This window comes from Anabaena sp. UHCC 0451 (assembly GCF_034931405.1).
Taxonomy (GTDB): domain Bacteria; phylum Cyanobacteriota; class Cyanobacteriia; order Cyanobacteriales; family Nostocaceae; genus RDYJ01.
In genome coordinates this window covers 121487-145260 of sequence record NZ_JAYGHA010000014.1, presented here as the reverse complement: position 1 = coordinate 145260, position 23774 = coordinate 121487, and the positions used below count along the sequence as shown (strand labels likewise).

Annotated in this window: 24 protein-coding genes; 7 read left to right on the top strand and 17 right to left on the bottom strand. The window is 38.2% G+C overall.

The genetic code is table 11. From position 1 onward, the window contains the following. Nucleotides 1-321: 321 nt before the first annotated feature. A complete protein-coding gene (locus tag VB694_RS11980) occupies nucleotides 322-1095 on the bottom strand; it encodes a hypothetical protein (RefSeq protein ID WP_323360540.1) in 774 nt (257 codons plus the stop codon). 451 nt (nucleotides 1096-1546) lie between these two features. On the opposite strand from VB694_RS11980, the gene VB694_RS11975 reads away from it, so the two are divergent. Both VB694_RS11975 and VB694_RS11970 read left to right on the top strand, forming a co-directional pair. After that, nucleotides 1547-4570, top strand: coding sequence for an SMC family ATPase (locus VB694_RS11975; protein ID WP_323360539.1), 3024 nt, complete (start codon nucleotides 1547-1549; stop codon nucleotides 4568-4570). A 288-nt stretch (nucleotides 4571-4858) separates the two neighbouring features. Then, nucleotides 4859-6799 carry a putative bifunctional diguanylate cyclase/phosphodiesterase gene (locus VB694_RS11970; protein WP_323360538.1) on the top strand — a complete coding sequence of 647 codons (1941 nt, stop codon included), beginning with the start codon at nucleotides 4859-4861 and terminating at the stop codon, nucleotides 6797-6799. A 194-nt stretch (nucleotides 6800-6993) separates the two neighbouring features. Here VB694_RS11970 and VB694_RS11965 read toward each other — a convergent pair whose 3' ends face one another. Together VB694_RS11965 and VB694_RS11960 are read right to left on the bottom strand one after the other, a co-directional pair. Further along, nucleotides 6994-7461, bottom strand: coding sequence for an SH3 domain-containing protein (locus VB694_RS11965; RefSeq protein ID WP_323360537.1), 468 nt, complete (start codon nucleotides 7459-7461; stop codon nucleotides 6994-6996). A gap of 235 nt (nucleotides 7462-7696) precedes the next feature. Further along, a complete protein-coding gene (locus VB694_RS11960) occupies nucleotides 7697-9208 on the bottom strand; it encodes an AAA family ATPase (RefSeq protein WP_323360536.1) in 1512 nt (503 codons plus the stop codon). 171 nt (nucleotides 9209-9379) lie between these two features. Between VB694_RS11960 and VB694_RS11955 the strand changes: the two genes are divergently transcribed. Next, on the top strand, nucleotides 9380-10297 hold the full coding sequence (locus VB694_RS11955; RefSeq protein WP_323360535.1) for a hypothetical protein: 918 nt from the start codon (nucleotides 9380-9382) through the stop codon (nucleotides 10295-10297). On the opposite strand, the gene VB694_RS11950 is transcribed toward VB694_RS11955, so the two are convergent. After that, nucleotides 10272-11585 carry a site-specific DNA-methyltransferase gene (locus tag VB694_RS11950; protein WP_323360534.1) on the bottom strand — a complete coding sequence of 438 codons (1314 nt, stop codon included), beginning with the start codon at nucleotides 11583-11585 and terminating at the stop codon, nucleotides 10272-10274. The genes VB694_RS11955 and VB694_RS11950 overlap by 26 nt on opposite strands. A gap of 136 nt (nucleotides 11586-11721) precedes the next feature. Between VB694_RS11950 and VB694_RS11945 the strand changes: the two genes are divergently transcribed. Continuing rightward, a complete protein-coding gene (locus VB694_RS11945) occupies nucleotides 11722-11931 on the top strand; it encodes a glycosyl hydrolase family 31 (RefSeq protein ID WP_323360533.1) in 210 nt (69 codons plus the stop codon). Between the two features lie 119 nt (nucleotides 11932-12050). On the opposite strand, the gene VB694_RS11940 is transcribed toward VB694_RS11945, so the two are convergent. From VB694_RS11940 to VB694_RS11910, 7 genes are all read right to left on the bottom strand, one after another. Further along, the gene (locus VB694_RS11940) at nucleotides 12051-12557 is read right to left on the bottom strand and encodes a YceD family protein (RefSeq protein WP_323360532.1); all 507 of its coding nucleotides are present in this window, start codon (nucleotides 12555-12557) and stop codon (nucleotides 12051-12053) included. Between the two features lie 80 nt (nucleotides 12558-12637). Next, nucleotides 12638-13171: a protein jag gene (locus VB694_RS11935; RefSeq protein ID WP_323360531.1), complete on the bottom strand. Its 534-nt coding sequence runs from the start codon at nucleotides 13169-13171 to the stop codon at nucleotides 12638-12640. A gap of 2 nt (nucleotides 13172-13173) precedes the next feature. Further along, nucleotides 13174-14325 carry a membrane protein insertase YidC gene (gene yidC / locus VB694_RS11930; protein WP_323360530.1) on the bottom strand — a complete coding sequence of 384 codons (1152 nt, stop codon included), beginning with the start codon at nucleotides 14323-14325 and terminating at the stop codon, nucleotides 13174-13176. A 393-nt stretch (nucleotides 14326-14718) separates the two neighbouring features. Further along, nucleotides 14719-15108 (bottom strand): PH domain-containing protein, encoded by a 390-nt coding sequence (locus VB694_RS11925; RefSeq protein WP_323360529.1) that lies wholly within the window; start codon nucleotides 15106-15108, stop codon nucleotides 14719-14721. Then, nucleotides 15095-15514: a ribonuclease P protein component gene (gene rnpA, locus VB694_RS11920; RefSeq protein ID WP_323360528.1), complete on the bottom strand. Its 420-nt coding sequence runs from the start codon at nucleotides 15512-15514 to the stop codon at nucleotides 15095-15097. Before rnpA ends, VB694_RS11925 begins: the two co-directional genes overlap by 14 nt. A gap of 25 nt (nucleotides 15515-15539) precedes the next feature. Beyond that, entirely contained in the window at nucleotides 15540-15674 is a 135-nt protein-coding gene (gene rpmH / locus VB694_RS11915; protein ID WP_088242947.1) for a 50S ribosomal protein L34, read from the bottom strand. A gap of 215 nt (nucleotides 15675-15889) precedes the next feature. Beyond that, nucleotides 15890-16399, bottom strand: a complete 510-nt coding sequence (locus tag VB694_RS11910; protein WP_323360527.1) for a DUF2808 domain-containing protein — start codon at nucleotides 16397-16399, stop codon at nucleotides 15890-15892. 955 nt (nucleotides 16400-17354) lie between these two features. Here VB694_RS11910 and VB694_RS11905 point away from each other — a divergent pair. From VB694_RS11905 to VB694_RS11895, 3 genes are all read left to right on the top strand, one after another. Beyond that, the gene (locus VB694_RS11905) at nucleotides 17355-18509 is read left to right on the top strand and encodes a Re/Si-specific NAD(P)(+) transhydrogenase subunit alpha (RefSeq protein WP_323360526.1); all 1155 of its coding nucleotides are present in this window, start codon (nucleotides 17355-17357) and stop codon (nucleotides 18507-18509) included. A gap of 143 nt (nucleotides 18510-18652) precedes the next feature. Beyond that, nucleotides 18653-18946 (top strand): NAD(P) transhydrogenase subunit alpha, encoded by a 294-nt coding sequence (locus tag VB694_RS11900; RefSeq protein ID WP_027401330.1) that lies wholly within the window; start codon nucleotides 18653-18655, stop codon nucleotides 18944-18946. Next, nucleotides 18943-20346: an NAD(P)(+) transhydrogenase (Re/Si-specific) subunit beta gene (locus VB694_RS11895; RefSeq protein ID WP_323360525.1), complete on the top strand. Its 1404-nt coding sequence runs from the start codon at nucleotides 18943-18945 to the stop codon at nucleotides 20344-20346. Before VB694_RS11900 ends, VB694_RS11895 begins: the two co-directional genes overlap by 4 nt. A gap of 72 nt (nucleotides 20347-20418) precedes the next feature. Here VB694_RS11895 and VB694_RS11890 read toward each other — a convergent pair whose 3' ends face one another. The 6 genes from VB694_RS11890 to VB694_RS11865 form a co-directional block, all read right to left on the bottom strand. After that, complete coding sequence (locus tag VB694_RS11890) at nucleotides 20419-21222, bottom strand: hypothetical protein (RefSeq protein WP_323360524.1); 804 nt, start codon at nucleotides 21220-21222, stop codon at nucleotides 20419-20421. A gap of 22 nt (nucleotides 21223-21244) precedes the next feature. Beyond that, a complete protein-coding gene (locus tag VB694_RS11885) occupies nucleotides 21245-22123 on the bottom strand; it encodes a GIY-YIG nuclease family protein (protein WP_323360523.1) in 879 nt (292 codons plus the stop codon). A 145-nt stretch (nucleotides 22124-22268) separates the two neighbouring features. After that, entirely contained in the window at nucleotides 22269-22670 is a 402-nt protein-coding gene (locus VB694_RS11880) for a hypothetical protein (RefSeq protein WP_323360522.1), read from the bottom strand. A gap of 153 nt (nucleotides 22671-22823) precedes the next feature. After that, nucleotides 22824-23117 carry a hypothetical protein gene (locus tag VB694_RS11875; protein ID WP_323360521.1) on the bottom strand — a complete coding sequence of 98 codons (294 nt, stop codon included), beginning with the start codon at nucleotides 23115-23117 and terminating at the stop codon, nucleotides 22824-22826. Next, nucleotides 23114-23464 (bottom strand): type II toxin-antitoxin system PemK/MazF family toxin, encoded by a 351-nt coding sequence (locus tag VB694_RS11870; protein WP_323360520.1) that lies wholly within the window; start codon nucleotides 23462-23464, stop codon nucleotides 23114-23116. Before VB694_RS11870 ends, VB694_RS11875 begins: the two co-directional genes overlap by 4 nt. Nucleotides 23465-23481: 17 nt before the next feature. After that, the gene (locus VB694_RS11865) at nucleotides 23482-23724 is read right to left on the bottom strand and encodes a hypothetical protein (RefSeq protein ID WP_323360519.1); all 243 of its coding nucleotides are present in this window, start codon (nucleotides 23722-23724) and stop codon (nucleotides 23482-23484) included. Nucleotides 23725-23774 lie beyond the last annotated feature (50 nt).

Genomic DNA, 23774 nt, shown 5'->3' with positions numbered 1-23774 from the left:
ATCTATGGACAACTGCTGACACTTCATAGGTGAAGATTAAAGCAGGTTATAGAAAAAAGAGTTATGAGTGATTGGGTCATTCATAACTCTTCAATTAGTTAATTTAGAGGGAACAGATAAAACTTCTGTTTAAAAACATGAGCTTGAAATAATGACACTGTTTTTTCTTGCCACTTTCCGTCAAAAAACATTTTTTTGACTGAAGCTCTCAACTCAGCAAATAAAGTTTTTTATCTGTTCCCTGTTCCCTGTTCCCTGTTCCCTGTTCCCTGTTCCCTGTTCCCTGTTCCCTGTTCCCTGTTCCCTTTTTTTGTAAATTCTCTAAAATCCACTAAAGTTGTAACCAACACCAACTAATAAACCGATATCAGTTTGATTAAAAAATCCAGCATTTACAGCAGCTGTAGCAGTGAATCTATTATTGAGAGGTACATCAATACCACCTGTCACCATAACAGCAGTTTCAGAGTTATCACCTGTTTGAATAGCTGCACCGACTCCCACATAGGGAGCAATGGGTAAGCGTTCAGTAAATGGATCTCCTACCTGCTGAAAAGAGAAATCATAGGTAAGGGGAATGAGAAATGTCGTATTATCCCCTAATATTATTGATGGTCTGACAGATAAGGACCTGGTGAAACCAATTTTGCTGATGACTGTGAAGTTACCATCAGCTAAAGATGAATCTCCACCACTTAAACCGATGTTTCCACCAGCACCAATATAGCTGCTACCGCCACGGGTAGGTCTACCAAGATCAATATCGGATTGTGCTATTTGATTGGGCTGTGATATTTGAGCCGCAGATGGTTGGGAAGGAGATTTTGTATTTTCATCAGAAGTTAGGCTTGTTGATGAGGTAGCCACTGTCCCTGGAAAGGGTGTGATTGTCCGATTACGGGTTGTTTGGGTGGCGATGTTAGGAAACTGTGGGACTTCAGCTACAGTTGTGGTGCTGATTTCTGTGCTTTCCTGGTTTTCAGGCGTAACAGCGGTATCAGACTGGGTTGTCTGAGCAGTTGCAGACAGGCTGCTACCTAAAATTGTCAGGGCTGCTAGACTTGGTAAACAAAAAAGATTTTTACTTAGAGACATAATATTCACGTTCACTCCTACATTAATCTATTAATGACAGCGGATAATTTTTGCTGTGGCTATAATTTAACAAATTTCAGCAATACTCAACATTTAACACCAAAAAATCGTTTTTACATCTTTAATTTGACGTATACATTTAGGATTTAGCGATTAAGTATTCAGTGGTAGATGCTGAATGTAATATGTAACTCAGCTTTTTCCCTATTCCCTGTTCTCTTTTCCATAGGATCATCCCAATTGGGTCAAAAAAGCCCAAGACTTAGACAGCAAGCGATATAGAGCGGGTAATAGGGATGCCAAGGGGCTGTTATTTCCATGACTTAATTGTAAATTTTTGTAAAATTGATGTCTTCAAGACTAGAAAGCTGATATCTAGATAGCTAAACTAACAATAAAGTGCATCTGTACTGTTAATTATAAAAATTCTAGATATGGCGCTATAGCCTGAATGATCCCATTTCAACTTATCCTCAAAAATTTTCTTAGTTACCGTGATGCAACTTTAGATTTTGGCGGTTTGCATACGGCGTGTATTTGTGGTTCTAATGGTGCTGGTAAATCTTCTCTTTTGGAAGCTATCACTTGGGCTATTTGGGGTGAAAGCCGGGCGACAATTGAAGATGATGTCATTTATTCTGGCGCGAAGGAAGTCAGGGTTGATTTTACTTTCTACAATAATCAACAAAAATATCGGGTGATTCGTACTCGTGTCCGGGGTGCAACTAGTGTCCTGGAATTTCAAATTGAAACTCCTGCTGGCTTTCGTCCTCTGACTGGTAAAGGGATACGCGCAACTCAGGATGTGATTTTACAACATATCAAACTGGATTATGAGACTTTTATTAATTCTGCTTACCTGCGTCAAGGTCGAGCGGATGAATTTATGCTTAAGCGTCCCACGGAACGCAAGGAAATTTTAGCGGAGTTGTTAAAACTCAATCAATATGATCAATTAGAAGAACGAGCTAAGGACAATTCTAAACAGTATAAAGGACGGGCAGAAGAGTTAGAACGTTCTTTGGATAATATCAAATCTCAACTCCAACAACGGGAAGCAACTAAAGCTGAACGCGCAGGTTTAGAAGTGCAATTAAATCAACTCCAACAGCAGCAAGCTGTTGATAATGTTCAATTACAAAGTTTGCAAGTTGTTCGGCATCAACGCCAAAATTTAGAAGAAAAATTGCATTTTGTCAAACAACAATATCAAAATCTGGGTCAAGATTGCGATCGCCTACATCAAGAACAGTTAGCTGTCAAATCCCAATTAACTGATTTAGAAGCTATTTTAAATCAAGAAACACAAATTACAGATGGATACGCTCAATATCAAAGTCTGCAATCTCAAGAAGAAGCTTTTGCTGTTAAATTTGAACAACATACCCGCGCGATTAGCTTACGCCAACAACAGCAACAACAGCTAACTAAACAAATTCAATCACTTGAACGTCAACTCCAACAAGCAGAAGCTCAATTAGAAGCTTTAGAACAACAAGAACGGGAACTCCAGCAAATTCTCGCTAAATCTGCGGAGGTAGAACCCGCTTTAGCTCAATTAGCTACGGCTCGCAATCATCTCAATCATTTGGATCAGTTGCAAATGCAAGTGAATCCTTTATTACAACAACGGGCAAATTTACAAAGTCAATTAGATCGCACTCATGCCAGTTTAGTAGCAAGGCTGGAACAGTTACAAGCTACAGAAAATCAACTCCAAAGCCAAAATCGTCGCCAACCTCAATTACAACAAGCTGTGATCGATGTGGGTATTCAGATTGAAGAATTGGATAAAAAACGTGTTTATTTGCAACGGGTACAGGAAAAAGGACAGGAAAGAAGGCACTTTATAGAACGTTTACAAACGCAGCAAAAAGAATATGAGAAATTGCTGGGAGAACTAGAGCAAAAAATCCAAATGCTCCAAAATCCCGATGCTTTGTGTCCCTTGTGTGAACGTCCTCTAGATGAGCATCATTGGAGTCGAGTTATCCAAAAAACCCAGCTTGAATATGAAGATACTCAAGGACAATTTTGGGTAGTGCGGGAACAAATGGCGGTTTCAGATCGAGAAATTCAGGTACTTAGGCAAGAATACCGAGAAATAAACCAACAATTATCTGGTTATGATACTTTACGGGAAAAAAGGGGAGAATTAGCTGCTCAGTTACAAGCAACTACAGATACTCAAACCCAACTCCAACAAATTGCAGCAGAAAAACATAATTTAGAGCTTTCTTTGCAAGGTGAATATGCACCTAAACAACAAGCTGAACTCCAGCAGTTAGACCAATATTTAAAAGAACTCAATTATAATGAAGAAGATCATGCTTTAACTAGAAGTGAAGTAGAACGTTGGCGTTGGGCAGAAATTAAACAAGCACAGATTAAAGATGCTCATAAAAAACAAGCTCAACTAGCAGTGAGAAAACCAGAATTACAAGCTAGTATTACCGAATTTAAAGCCAAAATTCAATCAGAACAAGTAGATTCAGACATAGCTCAACAAATAATCTCTCTGGAACAGCAAATCAAGGAAATTGCTTACAGTTCTGAACAACACAATAATATTCGCCAGGGTGTCAGAGAGTTTCAATCTTGGCATTTACGTTATCAACAATTGTTATCTGCTCAACAGCAATATCCCCAACTTCAGAAAAGATTAGAAGATTTAACAATCTCTTATAATGGCAGATTAGCAGATCAGCAAAAACTGACTAGTCAAATTGATAGCATTGTAGAGCAGTTAAAATCTGCTGCTAATCCAATTGAGCAAATTAATACTTTAGAGCAGCAAATAGCAAATCGTAGACGAGAACTTGATGAAAAAATAGCTCATTTGGGGCGTTTGGAACAACGAGTACATCAGTTAGAAATGCTGCAAAAACAGTATGAACAAGAACAAGAACAATTAAAATATTGTCACCAGCAACAGCGTGTTTATCAGGAATTAACGCAAGCTTTTGGTAAAAATGGTATCCAAGCTTTGATGATTGAAAATGTGTTACCCCAACTAGAAGCTGAGACAAATTTACTACTTTCACGGTTGAGTGCAAATCAATTACACGTACAATTCGTTACTCAAAAAGCAGGAAGGAGTGGGAGGTCAGCTAGGAAAAATACTAAATTAATTGATACTTTAGAGATTTTAATTGCTGACGCACGGGGGACGCGAGCTTATGAAACTTATTCTGGGGGAGAAGCTTTTAGGATTAACTTTGCGATTCGGTTAGCGTTGGCGAAATTGTTAGCGCAACGTGCTGGTGCTGCATTGCAGTTGTTAATTATTGATGAAGGCTTTGGTACACAAGATACAGAAGGATGCGATCGCTTGATTGCAGCCATTAATGCGATCGCGGCTGATTTTGCTTGTATCCTCACTGTCACCCATATCCCCCACCTAAAAGAAGCATTTCAAGCGCGGATAGAAGTGAATAAAAGTCAACACGGTTCGCAGATATCTTTGTCAATTTAATACTGGCTTTGACTTTTGAAAATTCATTGTTTGTGATCTATGTCATTAGTTGCCGTCACGCCATGTAGTATGATTAATTGCTAAATTTACTTAGCCAGTCAGTATATAGTCTGCTTGGCAATTTAATTATGAAATTTTTGTGAAGTATATAGTCTTATTGATCAAAAATTACGCTAATATGCAAATTTAGGTCTCGATCTACTGTAATAAAATTTACCAATTTTTTTAATCACAATATATGAATAATCAAAAAAATAACAAAAGCACTCTACTAAAACAAAAACTAATATGAAAATTTTAATATTCGGGATATTCATCGGCTTAGAAATTCAATTAATTGCCTGGTTGATTTTTAATTTCCTAGTACCGAATTTAAGTAATAAAATTTCAAAAAATCATTTCAAAAATCGTAACTTGGGCAATGAATATGAAGATTGTTTAGAAAATCAATTACAAATAGAAAGGTCTAACCGCCAACAGATAGAAACAGAATTAGAGAAATTATTATTTTTACAAAAAGCAACTCTAGAATCTACTAAAGACGCTATTTTAATATTGGATAGTCTAGATGAGATTGTCGATTTTAATCAAAACTTTCTCCAGATGTGGGGGATTAATGAATTATTATTGACATCAGAAAATTACAGAAAAGTTCTGATAAGTGCCATCAAAAAACTAGAAAATCCTCGCTATTATTTATCAATATTTAGGACATTAAATCAGAATAGAGATATTCCAATTAATGAAATCAATGAAACCATATTTTTTAAAGATGGCAGGGTGTTTAATGCTTATTTTCAACGCCAACAAATTGGCGAAAAATTTTTCGGTATAGTTTGGAGTTTTCGGGATATTACTACTGAAAATTTAGCATTAACTAAAATTAAGTATCAAGCCTTACATGACATTTTGACTAATTTACCCAATAGGGTATTGTTCAATAATTTACTGATTGCATCTTTAGAAAAATCCCGTCCTAGTCTAGCAGTATGTTTTTTAGATTTAGACCGATTCAGAAAAATTAATGACAGTCTAGGCCATAGTATTGGTGATCAATTATTAAAAATGGTTGCTCAAAGGATTAGGCAATGTCTACGTCCTGGTGATATAATTGCGCGTTGGGGAGGAGATGAGTTCACAATTATCTTAACGGAAATTAGTGATAGCGAGGATGTGAATCTGATCCAGGAAAGTCTATTTGCCGCCTTTAAAAAAGGGTTTATAATAGATAATAACCACTTAAATATTAGCCCTAGTATTGGTATTGCTTTGTATCCTCAACATGGAAAAGATGCTGTAACTTTGATTAGAAATGCTGAGGCCGCATTATCGCAGGTAAAATTACAGGGACGTAATAACTACCAAATATATCACCCAGCTATTAATTCCCAAACTACAGAATTGTTTACTTTAGAAAATAGCTTACATAATGCTTTAGAACGACAAGAATTTAAAGTTTATTATCAACCACAAGTAAATAGTTTTACTGGTGAAATCACTAAAATGGAAGCTCTGCTGCGCTGGCAACATCCAGAACTAGGTATAATTCCACCAGCAACTTTTATTCCTATTGCTGAAGAAACTGGATTAATTTTACCAATTTCTGAATGGGTTTTAAAAACTGCCTGTTTACAAAACAAACTTTGGCAAGAAACTTTAAATTTACCATCTTTATCAGTAGCAGTAAATCTATCAAGTAGACAGTTCCAGCACCTCGACGTAGTGAGTATGGTAAAACAGGTACTATCAGAAACTAAATTAGAACCCAAATATTTAGAATTAGAAATTACTGAAACTGTCGCTATGCAAGATGTGGAATTGACTAGCAGGATTTTAAAAGACTTAGGTAAGATAGGAGTCACTATATCAATAGACGACTTTGGAACAGGATATTCTTCTCTAAGTTATTTAAAAGACTTTCCCATTCATTCCTTAAAAATTGATCAGTCTTTTGTGCGTGATATTGCTAATGATGATAATCATACAGCTATTACAACAGCAATAATTGCCTTAGCACATGGATTGAATTTAACAGTAGTTGCAGAAGGAGTAGAAACTGAAGAACAATTTAATTTATTGCGAATTCTCAAATGTGAAGTTATGCAAGGGTATCTTTTTAGTCATCCACTTTCAACAGAAGAAGCTACGAGGATGCTGATGGTATATCAACCTTATAACTCTTATTTAGTTGCTTATAATAATTATGGTGACACCATTTCTTTATCATAGCTTGAGGATATTTGTCCAGTAAGAATTCAGGTGAGGCGATAAGAGCCCCGACTTCTTTTGTTTATTGTGTCCATAAATGATAAATTGATCTTAGAAGTCGGGGATCTAGGAATGAACGATTGCTGTATAAAGGTTATCCATAACGTCAAGTTCAGCTAATTGCTGACAATCCTCAACTTCTTAAAAAAGTCTATTTATTGTTCAACTTTTTTAGTATTACCTGCTTTTACCCAACCCTCTTGATCGCTACCTTCAACACGGATCTTTTGCCAGTTTTTATCTTGGCTTTCTTCTAAAATAATTACTTTTTGATTAGCAGCAACCCCACTAACACTTTTAGCATCCAAACTTGGTCGATCTCGCACACTTAAGCCTTGAGGCCAAGTTACTGTAGCTTGGTAAGCACCTGGTGGTAATGACTGAGGTGATTCAGTGGGAGTAGGTTTTGGTGTGGATGAAGCTTTAGGGTTTGATGTGGCTTTAGCTTGAGTGACTTTTGGTTTGTCAGGTTTGGGTTTGGGATTATCATTAGCATAAGTGGGTTTTGCTGGAGGTACAGCAGTACGATTGACAAAATAAAGAGCTATTGTCACTCCGCTACCTAATAAAACTGCGATCGCTAATAAAAAACCAAGTATAAGTTTAAGCAAGCCAGAAAGCATATTTATATCCTTTAGTTAGTGGTAATTGGTGATTGGTGATTGGTAATTGGTGATTGGTAATTGGTGATTGGTAATTGGTGATTGGTGATTGGTAAAAGTAAATTGATTACCCAGTCCCCAGTCCCCAGTCCCCAGTCCCCAATCCCCAATCCCTAGTCCCTGTTTTATCAATAGTCCATAGTAATTGATCATTCAACTATGAACTATTGATTAAATAATTTTGACTAAATTATTATTACATTTGGCGTTGAATGCGTTCACTCAAAGAACTATGCTTAGAAGCCAAACGCGCCCTACCCGCAGCAGCCCATTCTTGCAGTTTTTGAATCTGTTCTACCGCAGTTCGCGCCAAAGGTATGATTTGACTAGCGGCTTCTAAAATATCATCAGTGGTAAAATCACGGTTTTGGCTAAAACCAATGTGCATCGCTTCAATTAAGGTTTGTTCAATCTCTGCGCCAGAAAAATCAGGGGTTTCATAAGCTAATCTCTCGATTTCATAGCTTTTCAAATTGTGGGGACGCAATCTGGATAAATGGACGTTAAAAATGGCTTTTCTCTCTTCTTGGCTAGGTAAACCGACAAAGAAAATTTCATCAAATCGACCTTTACGCAACATTTCCGGCGGTAAGGCTTGGATATCGTTAGCGGTAGAAACAACAAACACAGGGGAAGTTTTTTCCGCTAACCAGGTGATAAATGTCCCAAATACCCGGCTAGTTGTTCCCGCATCACCTTTACTACCCAACCCAGAAAAAGCTTTATCAATTTCATCAATCCACAATATACACGGTGCAAGGGCTTCAGCAACTTGAATCATTTGCCGGGTGCGGGATTCCGATTCGCCGACTAAACCCCCAAATAACCGCCCTACATCTAAGCGTAATAGGGGTAAATGCCAATGATGGGCGATCGCTTTTGCTGTTAAAGATTTACCAGTTCCCTGAATACCCACCAACATTAAACCACGAGGGTGCGGTAATCCGTACTGTCGCGCTCGTTCTGTGAATGAACCACCCCGACGGATTAACCAATCTTTGAGGTTATCAAGTCCTCCTATATCAGAAATTTGCTCAGTGGCGGGATAAAAGTCCAGGATTTGCGTTTGGCGGATAGTTTGGCGTTTTTCCTCCAAAACTAAATCCACATCCTCTGGTTGCAATTCTCCGTGGGATGCGATCGCCCTGGCCAAAACTCGGCGTATCCTTTCCATAGATAAACCTTGACAAGAACGCACCAAGTCATCGAGAAATTTACCAGATGGAGAATTACCTGTGGCTTGTAATAACCGTTCTACCTCGGTTTTAATTTCTGGTGCTGCGGGTAAAGGAAATTCCACCACCGTCAACACTTCCATTAAGTCGTCGGGAATAGCGATGCGTGGTGATAATAAAACAATATTTTTGGGTTGGGATTTGAGGAGTCGGGCTAAGTTGCGGAGTTTGCGAGAAATTGCCACATCATCTAAAAAGCGGTGATAATCCCGGAGAATTAAGACTGCTGGGGCTGAAGCGGGTAATTTTTCGATAAATTCCAATGCTTGTAAGGGGTTGCGTTTTCCAAACCCGACATCATTGGGGTTTCCTTGATAACCATCGACAAAATCCCAGGTATAAACGGGGCGGTTTCCTTGGTTTGTGGCTTCTTCGCGGATAGCGGCTTCTACCCGTTCTTCTTCGTAGGTGGGGATATAAATCAGCGGGTAGCGGGCGCGGAGGAGGAGTTTAAATTCGTCTCGGAAGTTCATAAGGTAGTTGTTTGGTGGTTTTTGTTATTTTCCTATTTTTAAGGTAATGAACCACGAAGGGACGAAGGAAGCGAAGAAAGAGGGGCTTTCTCTCACGCAAAGACGCAAAGACGCAAAGGAGGAGGAGAGCGATCGCTGGATATCTGGCTTTTAATCAACATCTAGACAAGAATGGGAGAACTGGTTATATTAATCACTTGTGTCATTCATCAAAACAAGGAAATTATTTTGACTACCTTTGCTAGTTACAAAGCAACAGCATCTCAGTGGATTACTATATTTGATTCTCCTTTCTATCCAGATTCTTTGGATGAAGCAAAAATTCTCTATGAGAATGTGTTATTGCGTTTTATAGAAGTTGTGGAACAAGCTCAAAGTTCTGAAAATTTACTGGAGATTATTACAAAAGAGCCTGATCCTTTGCGAATTCAACTACTTAGAGTTTTTCGCAGATACGTTTCTCCAGATACATCTGTAGAAATGACCAAGAGGAAAAGCAAAATACCTGATATTATTAGAGATTTTGGTTATAGATTTCGTCCCCTAGAACAAGTTAAACAAAATTTAAATAGTCGTCCTATACCTGATGAAACTCTCATGGCAATACTTTTGGAACAAAGTACACGAGGACAAAAAGGTTATGATTTAACAGAGAGTTTTTTCTTATGGTTTAACAAAACATTTAGTCAGGATTATTTAATTCGTGGTCCTGTTCGCGCTGGTAGAGATGTGATGCTAAATGAAGTATTAGATAACTGGCAAAATAAAACACCTGCGGATATTTTGATATCTCGCTTAGATGGTACTCCTTTAGTAGTTGGATTTGCTCGTTATGACTCCGATAGGGGAGGTTCTCAGGAAGATGATAGAACTGGTGGAAATCGAGATAAAATTATCCAAATCCTTAATTATGCTCAAACTTACAATTTACCATTAAAAGTCTTGATGCTCAATGATGGACCTGGTTTACTTCTCGGTTCTATGTGGGATGATTACGCTAACCTGGAACAATATGGACAAGGTAAAGTCATGGTTTGTACTTTGAAAATGTTAGATGATAGATTTACAAAAGATTGGTTAGAGAGTTAAGTTTTCTATTCCAATCTTTGATGGTTTGTTCAGAAATTAATTCTAAATTTGGTGCTTCTTCAATATATAAATCTAAGCCTGTTTTCAAAATTCTATTGACTTCAATTAAGCTAATTTGTTTATATTGATTATTACCATTTTTACCATTAACAAAGTCACCCATTGCTTCACTACCATTAACTAAACGTTTAATGATTGTATCAATAGATAATGGAGAATTATCAATACCTATCCATTTTCTCCCTAATTCTTCAGCTACAGCTAAAGTAGTTCCGCTTCCTGCAAAAGCATCTAAAACTACATCTTCAGGATTTGACGAAGCCATAATTATTCGTTTCATCAAAGCTGCATTTTTTTCTGTTGGATAACCAGTAATTTTAATATTTTGATTGTGTGCATCTTTAAAATCCAGCCAAATATCTTGAATAGAAATACCTTGACTATTATCTAAATATACTTTTCTTCTAGGATTACCATTTGCAGACCAATATATATCACCTCTTGCATCCATTTCATCTAAGGTTTCTGGTGTATATTGCCAATGTTTACCAGGCGGTGGTAACATACCCTTCCAAGGTTGACCTGTCGCTCCTTTTCTCACTCCTGGAGCATGAATAGGAACTTTTTTATATAGTCTTCCTGTCTCTTCTTCTACATATTGATATTCTTTTTTAATAGCTTCTTCTGTCCAATTTTCAAAAGGTTGATTCCAAACACAATTATCTGTTTTCGTATAGAAAAGAATATAATCGGAAATATTGCCATATTGTTTGCGGGTGTAGTTTTTAGGGTTGCATTTTTTTCTAGTAATCCAATTACGAAAGTTTTTCACGCCAAAAATTTCATCCATGATAATTTTCACAGCAAAAGCCATGTTTTCATCTAGATGTACATAAATAGAACCTGTTTCTGATAAAAGTTCTCTGATTAAAATTAGACGTTGCCGCAAAAATTCTAAATATTCTGCACCTCCCATGTGATCGTGATAAGCATGATTTCTACTACGAGATTCAAAACTACTACCTGTTGCATAAGGTGGATCAATATAAGCTAGGTTAACTTTTCTGTTAACATTCTCATCATTTAATAATGTGATTAGGACGTTTAAGTTATCACCATATATTAATTTATTTCTAGGTTCTCTATCAACACTAATTACATGATTTAATTTGGCTGGCTGAATTTTAAATATATCTTCTATAGGTGTTTTACCTTCATACTCAATGCGGAATGATGTTATATTTTGTTTCTGATTACGTCCGTTTTTGGTAGGTATTCCTGTTGCCATTTTGTTTGATTGATAAGTTTATTCTGTTATAATTATACTACTATAGTATAGTGAAAGTAATAGTACAATTACAATATTTGCGTATGTTACAGACAAGTAATAATGCTAAAATACAGAAAAACAAGGAGCTAACATAATGACATCAGGACATTTAGCAATTGTTAAAGACGGGAAAATAGAATTAGTAAATCCCGTATCTATCCCAGAAGGAACAAAAGTATTTATTATTCCTATTGTTTTAGAATCTGATATAGAAGAAAGAGAAGATTGGGAAAATTTTTATTTAAATAACTTAAATCAATGTTATGCAGAAAATGAACCAGAATATACTCTAGAATCAATATAAGAATATAATCCTAATTATGAAATCAGATAATATTTTAATCAAGAGAATAATCTATAAAAAAACTGAATACATAGGTTAGAAATGAGGAATAATCCAGCATTTCAAACCCTTTAAAAATACTATTCAGGAAGTTGCTTTTTCAAACTTTGCAAAGCAGACCAACGACTATCAACAATCTCCTCAGAACTACCAGCAACAGCATCCAAAATACCAGGACAATTGCGATCGCACAATTGCCGCTGAGGAATAGCTAAACACATCTGCTCATACAGCCATTCACTAGGATAAAAATAACCATCAGGAGGCACAGTTTCTACCAAATCTTCTACAGCCACTTCCCTTTCCAAAGGCAAGTCATCAGCCTGATTAGCCTTTGCATCTAACCAAATAACTTCTTTAGTATTAACAGCCAAACGTTGATTATATTGTTGCAAACAGCGGTTACAGGTACAAGTAATAATTGTTTCTGCCTGACCGTAAACTTCTAAATAATTACCCTGATGCTGGACACGGATAGTTCCACGCACTGGGGTTAAAGTTTCCAGACCAGGCAGAGACTCATTAACTTGAATTTCCTCTATTCGCTCCGGGGCTTTAGTTAGCTGCGGAATAAAAATAGCGTCCATTATGATTTGTGAGACATCCTCACGCAAAATTATGGTTGATGACCAGCAAAAATGCTGATACTACGTTTTTGTTTTTATCTCTAATAACCAGGATCTGTTGGTGGTTCAGTAGCAGGACGAACCACCAAATTACGATGGGGTTCTTTCCCACGGCTAAAGGTTTCTAAATCAGGAAAATCCTGCAAAAAGCTGTGAACTTGTCGCCGTTCAGCCGAACTCAGAGATCTAATTTCCACCTCTCGTCCAGAAAAACGCACTTCTTGAGCCGCTGTTTTTGCTAAAGCATTAATTTCTGCTTGTCGTCTAACGCGGTAGCCATTCAACTCAATGGTATAAGATGTCTGCTCATGCTCTGGTTGATGCACATTCAGTACCGAATTTGCTAAATACTGCATCGCATCTAGCACAGAACCACCAGCACCAATCAAAACCTTGATTTGTTCTGGCATCAAATTCGTTTCATCAATTATCAACCAATAGCTATCTGGTTCTTGAGAGTCTGCCCCAATTGCTGGAGCAGCCCCTAAATTACCCTTAACACCAGTGGAAACACCAGTGAGTTGCAGCAATTGTGTTAACCATTCTTCACCACGCTGCATCAAAATGTCACTCATAATCAGCCTGTAGCCTTTTTCTTAGAACTTTTTGGCTCAAAGGGCAAAGTCTTTACTTCTGCCGTTGCTGCCTCTTTTTCCTGCTCCTGAATAGCTACCAACTTTTGCAATTCCTCCGATAGAGGTTCGCGGGAAAGAATGTAGGTTTGCAGGGTTTGGAAAACGTTACCAATTACCATGTACATCAGTACACCAGCTGGTAGAGGGAAAAACAAAAACATCCCCGAAAAGATTACTGGGGTAATTTTGTTAACTGTATCCTGTTGGGGATTGCCACCGCTGGAATTTTGACCAGACAGCAATTGGCTCACATAAAGACTGATCCCAAAGAAGACAATCATGGCCACAATATCCCAGTGGATTGTGCCATCAGGATCTTGTGCGCCTACCCTACCTAAAGCATCAATAAACAGAAATCCTTTATCTGCTGCCAGTCCAGGAATTGAGCCTTGAATTGTCACATCTCCAGGCTGTAAGGCTTCTATATTGCCATCAGCATCAATTTTGACCCGTTCTTCCCCTTTGGTAATTTTCCATTCTGGGGTTAACTTCGTTTCTGGATGTGCTGCTAAGAGCGAATCAAAGGGTTTACCTTCTACTGTTTGATATTGAATCTTAGTTTTTTCTCCCACAGCCAATTTGTTACCACTGGGAAGAATAGCAGTAATTTTTGTGTGTTCCCCATCAGCAATATAAATATTTTGCGGGGGAGTTGCAAAGGCTTGGGGCTGAATTTGTTCGATTTGTTCGGAGGGGAAGATTTGCAAGTTAACGGAATAGTTAACTCCCGCAAATGGTGAACCCCGCAAAGTTGCAAATAGTGCTAGTAAGACTGGCATTTGTAACAGCAGCGGCAAACATCCTGCCAAGGGGTTGCCAAATTCTTTTTGGACATTGACCATTTCCTCTTGCTGCTTTTGAGCATCATCCTTATAACGCTCCTTGACTTCCGCCATTCGCTTTTGCATCAATGGCTGTACAATCCGCATTCGTCGCATACTGCGAATCGAACCAGCACTCAGAGGATAGAGCGCAAAGCGGATTATCAATGTCAAGGCAACGATCGCCAATCCATAGCTAGGAAAAAAACCATAGAAAAAGTCTATGATTGGCAACATTACGTTGTTCGAGAGAAACCCGATACCAAAATCCATTATTCTAAATCCAACCCAAGGTACTTTGACATACTCCCTGCCCTAAAAGGGCAAGGATTTTGGGTTCAAAAAATAGTTGCGGATCAAGTCCGTCTGACACTATCTCGCCCAACAGACAATGCCCTGCCTGTTTCCAGTATTGTATCAAAAAGCCGTCCTGGAAGGACGGACAACCTCAAACCCAGGTTTTCGGTAAACTGAACTAAATCTAATTTATCTAAATCGTGATTTATTAGCGACTGTCATTGACTACGGATAGCCGCACAATGGGGACTGGTGACTGGTGACTGGTGACTGGTGACTGGGAATAAATATGTTTCTTTCTTCTTTATCCTGACTCCTGACTACTGACTACTGACTTCTGACTACTGACTCCTGACTCCTGACTCCTGCCTACTTTTGAGCAGCAGTATATTGGGGATTTTTAGCAGCGACTTTTTCATTAATGTAGTCATAAACTTCCCGAAAATTGGGAACAGCCCTCATTTCTAAACGAGTACCGTTTTTGAGGGTAACTACCATATCTCCCCATAAGCCAAAAGCACGGGGAATTTTCACGACTTTGACGATTTCTGAATAAATTACGTCATTGCGATCGCGTCCCATCCATCCACCCGTTACACCAAGTCGTCGATCAGTAATGCGGAAGCGTAACCATAACGCTCTCACAATTGCCCCAACAGTTAATGGTAAACCAACCAATGTGAACCCAATCAATACATTGAGAATCAAATCCCCAATGTGTGGACCACCTTCATAATAAATTTCTTCACGAATGCCCATTTATGACCTCAGCTTTTACCAACAACTGCTCTAATTCTTGCAGAAATTGTTGGCTGACGCACTCAGATTCTGTTGTCTTTGGCTTCACAATCACTACCAACCGCCATCCTGTCGATAAGTGAGGCAAGAATTGATACAATGCGGCGGCAATTTTCCTTTTAATCCGGTTGCGAACTACTGCTCTTTTACTAACTTTGGTACTGATGGAAATGCCAATTTTTGTGCTGGCTAAATTTTCACAGTCGCTTGGTTGTGTAGTCACAGCAGCATCCAAAAAAGGTTTTTTTGCGGGTGACGGTTTTAAAGCTCTCAAAATGAAATGAGAGCTATGACACCGAATTCCTTCCCGGAAAACCGCCTGGAAATCCTTGCGGGATTTTAATCTATATGCTTTGGGCAAAGGCACAGCTACTCTATTTGCTGGATATACCCTAAACGCTCAAACGATGACGGCCTTTTTTTCTTCTGGCTCTGATCACGTTTCTGCCGTCTGGTGTCCGCATTCTGGCACGAAATCCAGAGGTTCTCTTTCTCTTACGGCAAGTGCCGCCCAGTGTCCTTTGCATACCGTTCTCCTCTTAGGCGATTTTTATAAAAAGTCACAATCTCTTATCTTACCACTTTACAGGCGATAGGAACATATTTCTGGATAGAGTTTCTGGGGACTGGGGATTGGGGACTGGGGATTGGGGATTGGGGATTGGGGAGAATATTATTTATATTTCTTCTGCCTTTTGCCTTTTGCCTTTTGCCTCTTTCTTACCTGTTCCCTGTTCCCTTGTTAAGAAATACTGATAATCCAAGACCCTAAATAACGCAGCATTGGTAAATCTCCAGGGGAGAGAACTTGGCAGTTGAAGTAGAAAATTCCTCCAAAGGGGGGATTCTGCACGTTAGATAGCACTAACTCAACCCCAGTACCAGCAGGTACTGGTTCTTGGGGAAATATCTCAATCACTCGTCCTTCTTTATCCCATTTAACTTCAGATAGGGGAACGCTTTTACCATTGACTCTGACTTCCACATTTTTGGGATCAAAAGTGCCTTTGTAATAATTAGGGTAAGTAATGGCAAATTGGGCAACTGCCAAGGTCATTTTTTTAGCGGGTAGTCTGAGTCTATATCTATCAGTACCCAGTCTTTGCCCCTCAAAATCTAACCGGAAGGGCAACTGGTTTTCTGACTTAACACCGCTAAATAATGTAAAACCCTGTGATTGCGCCCAACTGATAGCTGGAAAGCTAGTCAATAAGCAACCAGTTACAGCTAAAGCAGAAAATAAACGTCTCATAGTTAGACTTCCTCTGGAAAATATGATGTTGGTAATCTTAAGTAACAGTCTTGTTAGTATTATTAACTAAACTTTACTACTCTATGACTAAATAATGGACGATAAATAACAGCAAAAGTGCCTTTTTATCCTGACTGGGTGAAAATGAGGCATAGTGTGGGTTTGTTGAGCTAACAAAGACTGAAATAAATGGATTTTTAGTTTGTTTGTGTTTCAGATTATATACAAATATTGAGAAATCTAACATTTTTTTGATAAAAATTGAAATAAGTTTTGAGCGATCGCTAGTTAAATTACGATAAATTGCGATAAATTAGTTAGACTCAAACTTTACCATCTGCCTTGCGGTAGCCGCCAAGAAATGCTGTAAACAAACTTTTGTGTCCCATATCCACCATCTCAAATCCGAATATGTTGCGTTGAAGGCGATTAATCGTCAATATTTTCAGAATTGATGCTATTTTTTAGCAACAGGAATAAACGGATAAATAACTAAGAATTAATGGGGAAAATATCAAGCTGGCAAAATTTGATGAATACTTCAAGATTGCAGAAAGCAAGACCAAAACTTCTCAATCCCGAAAAGAATCTGAAGACATAGATATATATCAGGAAATCAACATAAGATGTGCAGGAAGTAAAATAGTTTGCAACCATCTGAAATTATGACTGCAAGCCGAAAAGACTATCTTGGTAAGGACAAAGAAGAATGAAAAAGACAAAATTCCAAGTTTAATCTACCTTTGGGGGTTAAAGTCCTCTGCTTCTACAAGCAGCGGGTTTTGCGTCGGGGTAAAATCCCCGTTGCAAAATGTAATTCTAAATTCTAAATTCTGCATTCTGCATTCTTTTAATCTATTATCAAAATTCATGGATAATCTTGCTTATTTCGGGGTTAATAAGTAACGTGCATCCATAGTTAGCAGATATTAGGTATTTATTTCTAGGAGATTTCATGAAAATAGCCGTAGCTAAAGAAATTGAAGTGTGTGAACGTAGGGTGTCATTAATTCCTGACATCGTAGCCAAGTTAGTCAAACAAGGTTTAGAGATTTTAGTAGAAACTGGTGCAGGAGAAAAAGCATATTTCACTGATGCTGACTATGAAGCAGCAGGGGCAAAAATTATCAGCGATACAGCGACATTATGGAGTGAAGCGGATATATTACTCAAAGTAAGTCCTCCCCAAGAAAGAGAAGATGGACGTTCAGAAATTGATTTGCTAAAAACGGGATCGGTTTTAATTAGCTTCCTCAATCCCTTGGGTAATCCTGAAATAGCGCAAAAACTGGCACATCGGCAAGTTACAGCTTTAAGTATGGAATTAATTCCCCGTACTACCAGAGCGCAAAGTATGGATGCTTTATCTTCCCAAGCATCTTTGGCAGGGTATAAAACCGTACTTTTAGCGGCGGCGGCATTACCAAAATATTTCCCAATGTTGACTACTGCGGCGGGTACAATTGCCCCAGCTAAGATATTTATTATGGGAGCAGGTGTAGCGGGTTTACAGGCGATCGCTACAGCCCGTAGACTAGGAGCAGTAGTAGAAGCCTTTGATATTCGTCCAGCCGTCAAAGAAGAAGTGCAAAGCTTAGGGGCGAAATTTGTCGAAGTCAAACTCGAAGAAGAAACAGTTGCTGCTGGTGGTTACGCCAAAGAAATATCAGAAGACAGTAAAAAGCGTACCCAAGAATTAGTAGCTGAACACGTTAAAAACTCTGATGTAGTAATTACCACAGCCCAAGTACCAGGGAGAAAAGCGCCCATCCTGGTGACAGAAGACATGGTAAAAGCGATGAAACCCGGTTCTGTAATTGTAGACTTAGCCGCAGAACAAGGTGGTAATTGTGCTTGTACCGAACCTGGTAAAGACATAGTGTGGAACGGTGTAACCATTATTGGACCAATTAATTTACCCTCATCTATGCCTGTACACGCCAGCCAATTGTATGCGAAGAATGTAACTTCATTAATGCAACTGTTGATTAAAGATAAGGCGTTACAAATCAATTTTGGTGACGATATCGTTGATGCTGCTTGTGTTACTCATGGTGGAGAAATTAGAAACCAACGAGTAAAAGACGCTTTGCAAGCGGTAGCGGTTTAGTTGACATGAATAAATTTCCCGGAATAACGAACCGCAGAGGCGCAGAGTTCGCAGAGAAATGCGAGTTTGAGGGAGATTTTACCTAATTCTTGTAAATCTTTTATTTGCGTCTCTGCGCGAAACCTCTTAAATCCAAAAATCACATGACACAAGCATTACTTCCGGCTTTATTTGTACTCGTCTTAGCCTCTTTTATCGGCTTTGAAGTCATCAACAAAATTCCCCCCACGTTACACACCCCGTTAATGTCTGGTTCAAACGCCATTTCCGGTATTTCGGTAATTGGTGCAATCCTGGCTGCGGGGGAGAGAAACACGAATTTATCGGTAATTCTCGGTTTAATTGCCGTAATTTTGGCAATGGTGAATGTTGTCGGCGGTTTTTTAGTAACAGACAGAATGTTGCAAATGTTTAAGAAAAAGGAAATAAAAGCATGAGCGACTTTTTACCAACTGGGATTCAGCTAACTTACTTAGTCGCTGCATCATTATTTATCCTGGGTTTGAAAAAACTGGGTTCTCCTGCAACTGCTAGAAACGGTAATCTTGTGGCTGCGGTGGGGATGTTGTTAGCGGTTGTTGCCACATTACTAGATCAGCACGTATTAAATTACGAGATGATTTTGATCGGCTTGGCCATTGGTTCGGTAATTGGCGCTGTTATCGCTTACAAAGTGCAAATGACGGAAATGCCCCAAATGGTGGGTTTACTCAATGGTTTGGGTGGTGCTTCTTCCGCACTTATCGCTGTGGCTGAATTTTGGCGGTTATTAGATAGTTCTCAACCTATCCCCCTCGATGTCAACATTTCCATGTTATTGGATGTGTTAATTGGTGGCGTGACTTTAACGGGTAGTTTTCTCGCTTTTGCCAAATTGCAAGGTTTAATTAGCGGTACTCCCATTACCTTTCCTTTGCAACAACCTTTTAACCTGTTGCTTTTGGGTTCTTATTTAGCTGGAAGTGCCTATTTAATCAGGACACCAGATAGCCTCCCCGTATTTTTGGGAGTGGTGGCTGTTTCTTTGGTGTTGGGTGTGATGTTCGTCCTCCCCATTGGTGGGGGAGATATGCCGGTTGTTATCTCCCTGTTAAACTCTCTCTCCGGTGTGGCTGCGGCTGCGGCTGGGTTTGTGGTGATGAACAATATGTTAATCATCGCCGGTGCTTTGGTGGGGGCTTCTGGTCTTATCCTGACGGAAATTATGTGTAAGGCGATGAACCGTTCTTTGTTCAGTGTCTTATTTAGTGCTTTTGGTTCTGTCTCTACTTCTAGTGGTGGTGCGGCTGCTGGTGCTAGTAATCAACCTGTTCGCAGTATTGATGCTGAGGAAGGGGCGATGATGTTGGGTTATGCCCGTTCTGTGGTGATTGTCCCAGGTTACGGTATGGCGGTTGCTCAAGCCCAGCATAGCGTCCGGGAGTTGGCTGATCAACTTGAACGCATGGGTGTGGATGTGAAATATGCGATACATCCGGTGGCGGGGAGAATGCCGGGTCACATGAATGTATTATTGGCGGAAGCTAATGTGGCTTATACGCAGTTGTATGATATGGAGGATATTAATCCCCAGTTTGAACAGGCTGATGTGGCGTTGGTGATTGGTGCTAATGATGTGGTCAATCCGGCGGCGCGTAGTGATAAGAATAGTCCTATTTATGGGATGCCGATTTTGGAGGTTGATCGCGCAAAGCAAACTATTGTGATTAAGCGCGGTATGAGTGCCGGTTTTGCTGGTGTTGATAATGAGTTGTTTTATAAGGCTAAAACGACTATGTTGTTTGGTAGTGCTAAGGATATGGTGGCTAAGTTGGTTAGTGAGGTGAAGCAACTGTAGGTTAAATATTTGAATTTATCGGGGTATGTTTTCCATACCCTTTTTTATTTTGAATTACAGAATTACAATTTCTTATTCTGGAATAAGTATTTTTGAAGTATGATAAAAAACTTGTTTAAGCTTAAATAGTTCATAAATCGTAATTTCTACTCTGTCGCCTACTTTAAAGTCTTTCTCTTTACAGTCAGCACCAATTAGTTTTATATTATTACTGCCTAATTCTTTTGTATCTTGCTCTCGGATAATACCTTGACTATGTTCGAGTAAATTTCTGGTAATAATTGCTTTTTTTATTTGCTGTTTTAATTCGTTATCTATGTTCTGTTCAAGACATTTTTCAATTAATCCAGTTTTTTCTATATTCTTCTTAAACTCAAATCTTTCTTTTATTAAGCTAGGAAGTTGTTGTAACAAATTGTCTTGAGTAAAATCGACTTTTATTTCAACTTTAGGGATGTTGATATAACTTTTAATACCTGTAATATGGTATTTAACAATTTGCTCAATTATTTGATTAAGAAAGTCATACCATCGCTGTATAATTCGTTCATAGATTAACTCTGCAATTACACCTTTATGGTCTTTATAAATTCTAAACATTTCTCCATAACTTAATTTATTCAAACTAACAAGAGTTGGTGATCCATTTATAGAAATGGGAACAGGAAAACTATAACCTGCTTCAGGATTAGATAGCAAATGTTCTTTTGATATTTCATCTACTCCAGTCGAAGTTATTGCAATGAGACTATGTGCAATATCAAACCAGTCTCTTAAATCATTTTGAAAATCATCACGAATTTTTTTAAGCTCAATTAAGTCGCTCATAATTATGCAAAAGTCATTTTTAGCATAGTCTTGTAATATAATTTCCATTATACCAGTAAGTATATACGAATTACCTTTCAGGACTCCAGTTTCTAGGTATACCTAATCTTTTTATTTTCATAAAAGCCTGACGCATCAGTTCAGATGGTTGATTTTCTAATGAATCAATATATCCGAATGGTAATGGTAGGCCGCCGAATGGTAATGGTAGTCCGTCAATCAACCTGACTGTACTAGGGGCTGAAAATCCTGCAAAATGACCATTATCATGGCAATCTAAAATACAGATAATTGAGTATTCTTCTGATTGTTTACATCTTTCTCTAGGTCTACCTAGCCAAGCAATTTTATCACCTGCAAAAATATTAAATATATGGTGAAGCGACCCATTTATAGATTGATCAATATCTAAACTAATGAACTCATCATCACTTAAATAAACTTCTTTTCCTGGTCTATTACTTATTAATATCTGATCGCCTTCTTTACATTTCAATATATCAATAATACTAGGAGTCATTTCTAGGCTATCTATGAATGTTTTATAACGCACAATGAAAATAAAATCTCCTGGATAGCAGAACCATCTTAATGTCATACTTCCATTAAAAATCATGACATCTTTTTCTGTAATTGTAGTGTATATTTCCCTTTGAGTTACCGACTGGATTTTTGATATTGCTTCTTGTATAGGTAACTTAAAAAACTCCCTTCGTGAATTATAGCGAAATTCCTTAAGTTTATTGTGTATCATATCCTCAGCCATTTCATAATTAGGAACATCTTCCTTATAAACAACTTGAAATTCACCAGGTACACCTGTTTTTCCTTGATATAGTTCTTTTGCTCTTAATTTAGGATCTTTTGTGGTATAACCAATTTTTAGTAAGTTATCCTTAAAGGCAGGATTTTCTAAAATGTAGATATAGCCTAAATCTGTATTATTCATATTCTCACAATTACCTCAATTGACGAAATTTATGCACGTTGGCTTGGTTGGCTTGAAAATGAAAAGTAATACAATATAAACACAACAGATATTTGCTATTTGTTATATTTCACTTTTTTCAATCCAACCTATCAACATATCAACTTTACATAGTTTCAGGAATATAAACTTTATCTGGATATATTTTCTCAAAATATGTAATAGTAGCTTCACCAAATGCCTTGGTTGTAGCTGCACCAATAGCAGGTTTTGCTAACCATCCAACTACAGGTATAAAACTTGCTGCTTCCCCTGCCAATGTACCCAGTGTACTACCTATACCTAAAGCCATAACAGCAGTGACAACAGCCTTTACACCCCCTGGCAGTTCTTCAACATTAACTCCATATATTTCCGCTATACGCTTTACCACATAAAGTTGTACAGCAGTTGTTCCTACAGTAAAAGCACCTGGAACTGGTACAGCACTAGAAGCCGCACCTGTACCTATCATTCCCGGCAATTCTTCTCTTGCCTTATCTCTACAGTATTTAGGGTAGTTTGACATAAAAAAGACTAAATAACACTATGTTATTTATTATAGCTATGTTGTGTAATTTATAAACCTTGCATGAGGTAAAAAAAGTGATAGCTGGGGTAAGGTGTGCGATAGCTCTTTTATTATTTCTTACCTTCGCGCTCTTCGTGTCTTCGTGGTTCGTTAAAAAAGGATGTTGGGAAGTTGAAGGGGTGCGATCGCTGTTTGGGGGGTTGAGGGAGTGCGATCGCTTTTGGGAAGTTGGAGGGGTGCGATCGCTCTTTCTCTGTGTTCTCTGTGTCTCTGTGGTTCGTTAAAAAAAGAATGTTTGGGAAGTTGAGGGGAGGGGTGCGATCGCTTTTTGGGAGTTGAGGGGATGCGATCACTGTTTGGGGGGGTTGAAGGGTGCGATCGCTGTTTGGGAAGTTGGAGGGGTGCGATCGCTATTTGGGGAGTTGAGGGGGGGTGCGATCTCACGTTGACAGAGAAAGACTTAACACCACAGCTAATGCTTGAGAAATAAGCTGCATTTCTGATTCAGAAAGTTGACCTAATTTTCTAATTAATCGTGTTTCTGAAACAGAACGGATTTGAAAAGTATCAACACTAGAAACTTTTGCCAAACTATTCTCTGTAGTTGGTTCTAATTTTACCATCCAAGGTCTAATAGAATATCGTTCTTTCCAATCTGTAATCGGAACAATCACCTTTAAAGGTAAAATACCAATTCCATTATCATTAACTATAATACAAGGACGTTTTTTACTAATTTCTGTGCCTACAGTTGGATCTAAATTAACTAACCAGACTTCACCTCTATACATAAGTTTCACAAATTCTGTTAATCTTCATCTGGATAGTCATAAAAATCTTCTCCATCTAAATCGGAGAAAACATTTAATTCACTATCATTTGCATAATCTTCAATAGCTGTAATAGCTGCTAATGCTAATTGATGTTTTTGCTGTTCTTTTGTTAAAAATTCTTGTTGTTCATTAACCAATTGTAAAGCAAATTCAGCTATTTTCAAGCGTTCATTGATACTGAGTTTTGGCAAAGATTGAAGAATTTCTTGCGTTTCCATATTAACTCGACCTCTCAATTTATTAAGTATATCACAGTTTAAGTAAGATA

Coding starts and splice junctions, on each gene's coding strand:
- VB694_RS11980 (WP_323360540.1), bottom strand. CDS start 1,095: ATGTCTCTAAGTAAAAATCTTTTTTGTTTACCAAGTCTAGCAGCCCTG.
- VB694_RS11975 (WP_323360539.1), top strand. CDS start 1,547: ATGATCCCATTTCAACTTATCCTCAAAAATTTTCTTAGTTACCGTGAT.
- VB694_RS11970 (WP_323360538.1), top strand. CDS start 4,859: ATGAAAATTTTAATATTCGGGATATTCATCGGCTTAGAAATTCAATTA.
- VB694_RS11965 (WP_323360537.1), bottom strand. CDS start 7,461: ATGCTTTCTGGCTTGCTTAAACTTATACTTGGTTTTTTATTAGCGATC.
- VB694_RS11960 (WP_323360536.1), bottom strand. CDS start 9,208: ATGAACTTCCGAGACGAATTTAAACTCCTCCTCCGCGCCCGCTACCCG.
- VB694_RS11955 (WP_323360535.1), top strand. CDS start 9,380: ATGGGAGAACTGGTTATATTAATCACTTGTGTCATTCATCAAAACAAG.
- VB694_RS11950 (WP_323360534.1), bottom strand. CDS start 11,585: ATGGCAACAGGAATACCTACCAAAAACGGACGTAATCAGAAACAAAAT.
- VB694_RS11945 (WP_323360533.1), top strand. CDS start 11,722: ATGACATCAGGACATTTAGCAATTGTTAAAGACGGGAAAATAGAATTA.
- VB694_RS11940 (WP_323360532.1), bottom strand. CDS start 12,557: ATGGACGCTATTTTTATTCCGCAGCTAACTAAAGCCCCGGAGCGAATA.
- VB694_RS11935 (WP_323360531.1), bottom strand. CDS start 13,171: ATGAGTGACATTTTGATGCAGCGTGGTGAAGAATGGTTAACACAATTG.
- yidC (WP_323360530.1), bottom strand. CDS start 14,325: ATGGATTTTGGTATCGGGTTTCTCTCGAACAACGTAATGTTGCCAATC.
- VB694_RS11925 (WP_323360529.1), bottom strand. CDS start 15,108: ATGGGCATTCGTGAAGAAATTTATTATGAAGGTGGTCCACACATTGGG.
- rpmH (WP_088242947.1), bottom strand. CDS start 15,674: ATGCAAAGGACACTGGGCGGCACTTGCCGTAAGAGAAAGAGAACCTCT.
- VB694_RS11910 (WP_323360527.1), bottom strand. CDS start 16,399: ATGAGACGTTTATTTTCTGCTTTAGCTGTAACTGGTTGCTTATTGACT.
- VB694_RS11905 (WP_323360526.1), top strand. CDS start 17,355: ATGAAAATAGCCGTAGCTAAAGAAATTGAAGTGTGTGAACGTAGGGTG.
- VB694_RS11900 (WP_027401330.1), top strand. CDS start 18,653: ATGACACAAGCATTACTTCCGGCTTTATTTGTACTCGTCTTAGCCTCT.
- VB694_RS11895 (WP_323360525.1), top strand. CDS start 18,943: ATGAGCGACTTTTTACCAACTGGGATTCAGCTAACTTACTTAGTCGCT.
- VB694_RS11890 (WP_323360524.1), bottom strand. CDS start 21,222: ATGGAAATTATATTACAAGACTATGCTAAAAATGACTTTTGCATAATT.
- VB694_RS11885 (WP_323360523.1), bottom strand. CDS start 22,123: ATGAATAATACAGATTTAGGCTATATCTACATTTTAGAAAATCCTGCC.
- VB694_RS11880 (WP_323360522.1), bottom strand. CDS start 22,670: ATGTCAAACTACCCTAAATACTGTAGAGATAAGGCAAGAGAAGAATTG.
- VB694_RS11870 (WP_323360520.1), bottom strand. CDS start 23,464: ATGTATAGAGGTGAAGTCTGGTTAGTTAATTTAGATCCAACTGTAGGC.
- VB694_RS11865 (WP_323360519.1), bottom strand. CDS start 23,724: ATGGAAACGCAAGAAATTCTTCAATCTTTGCCAAAACTCAGTATCAAT.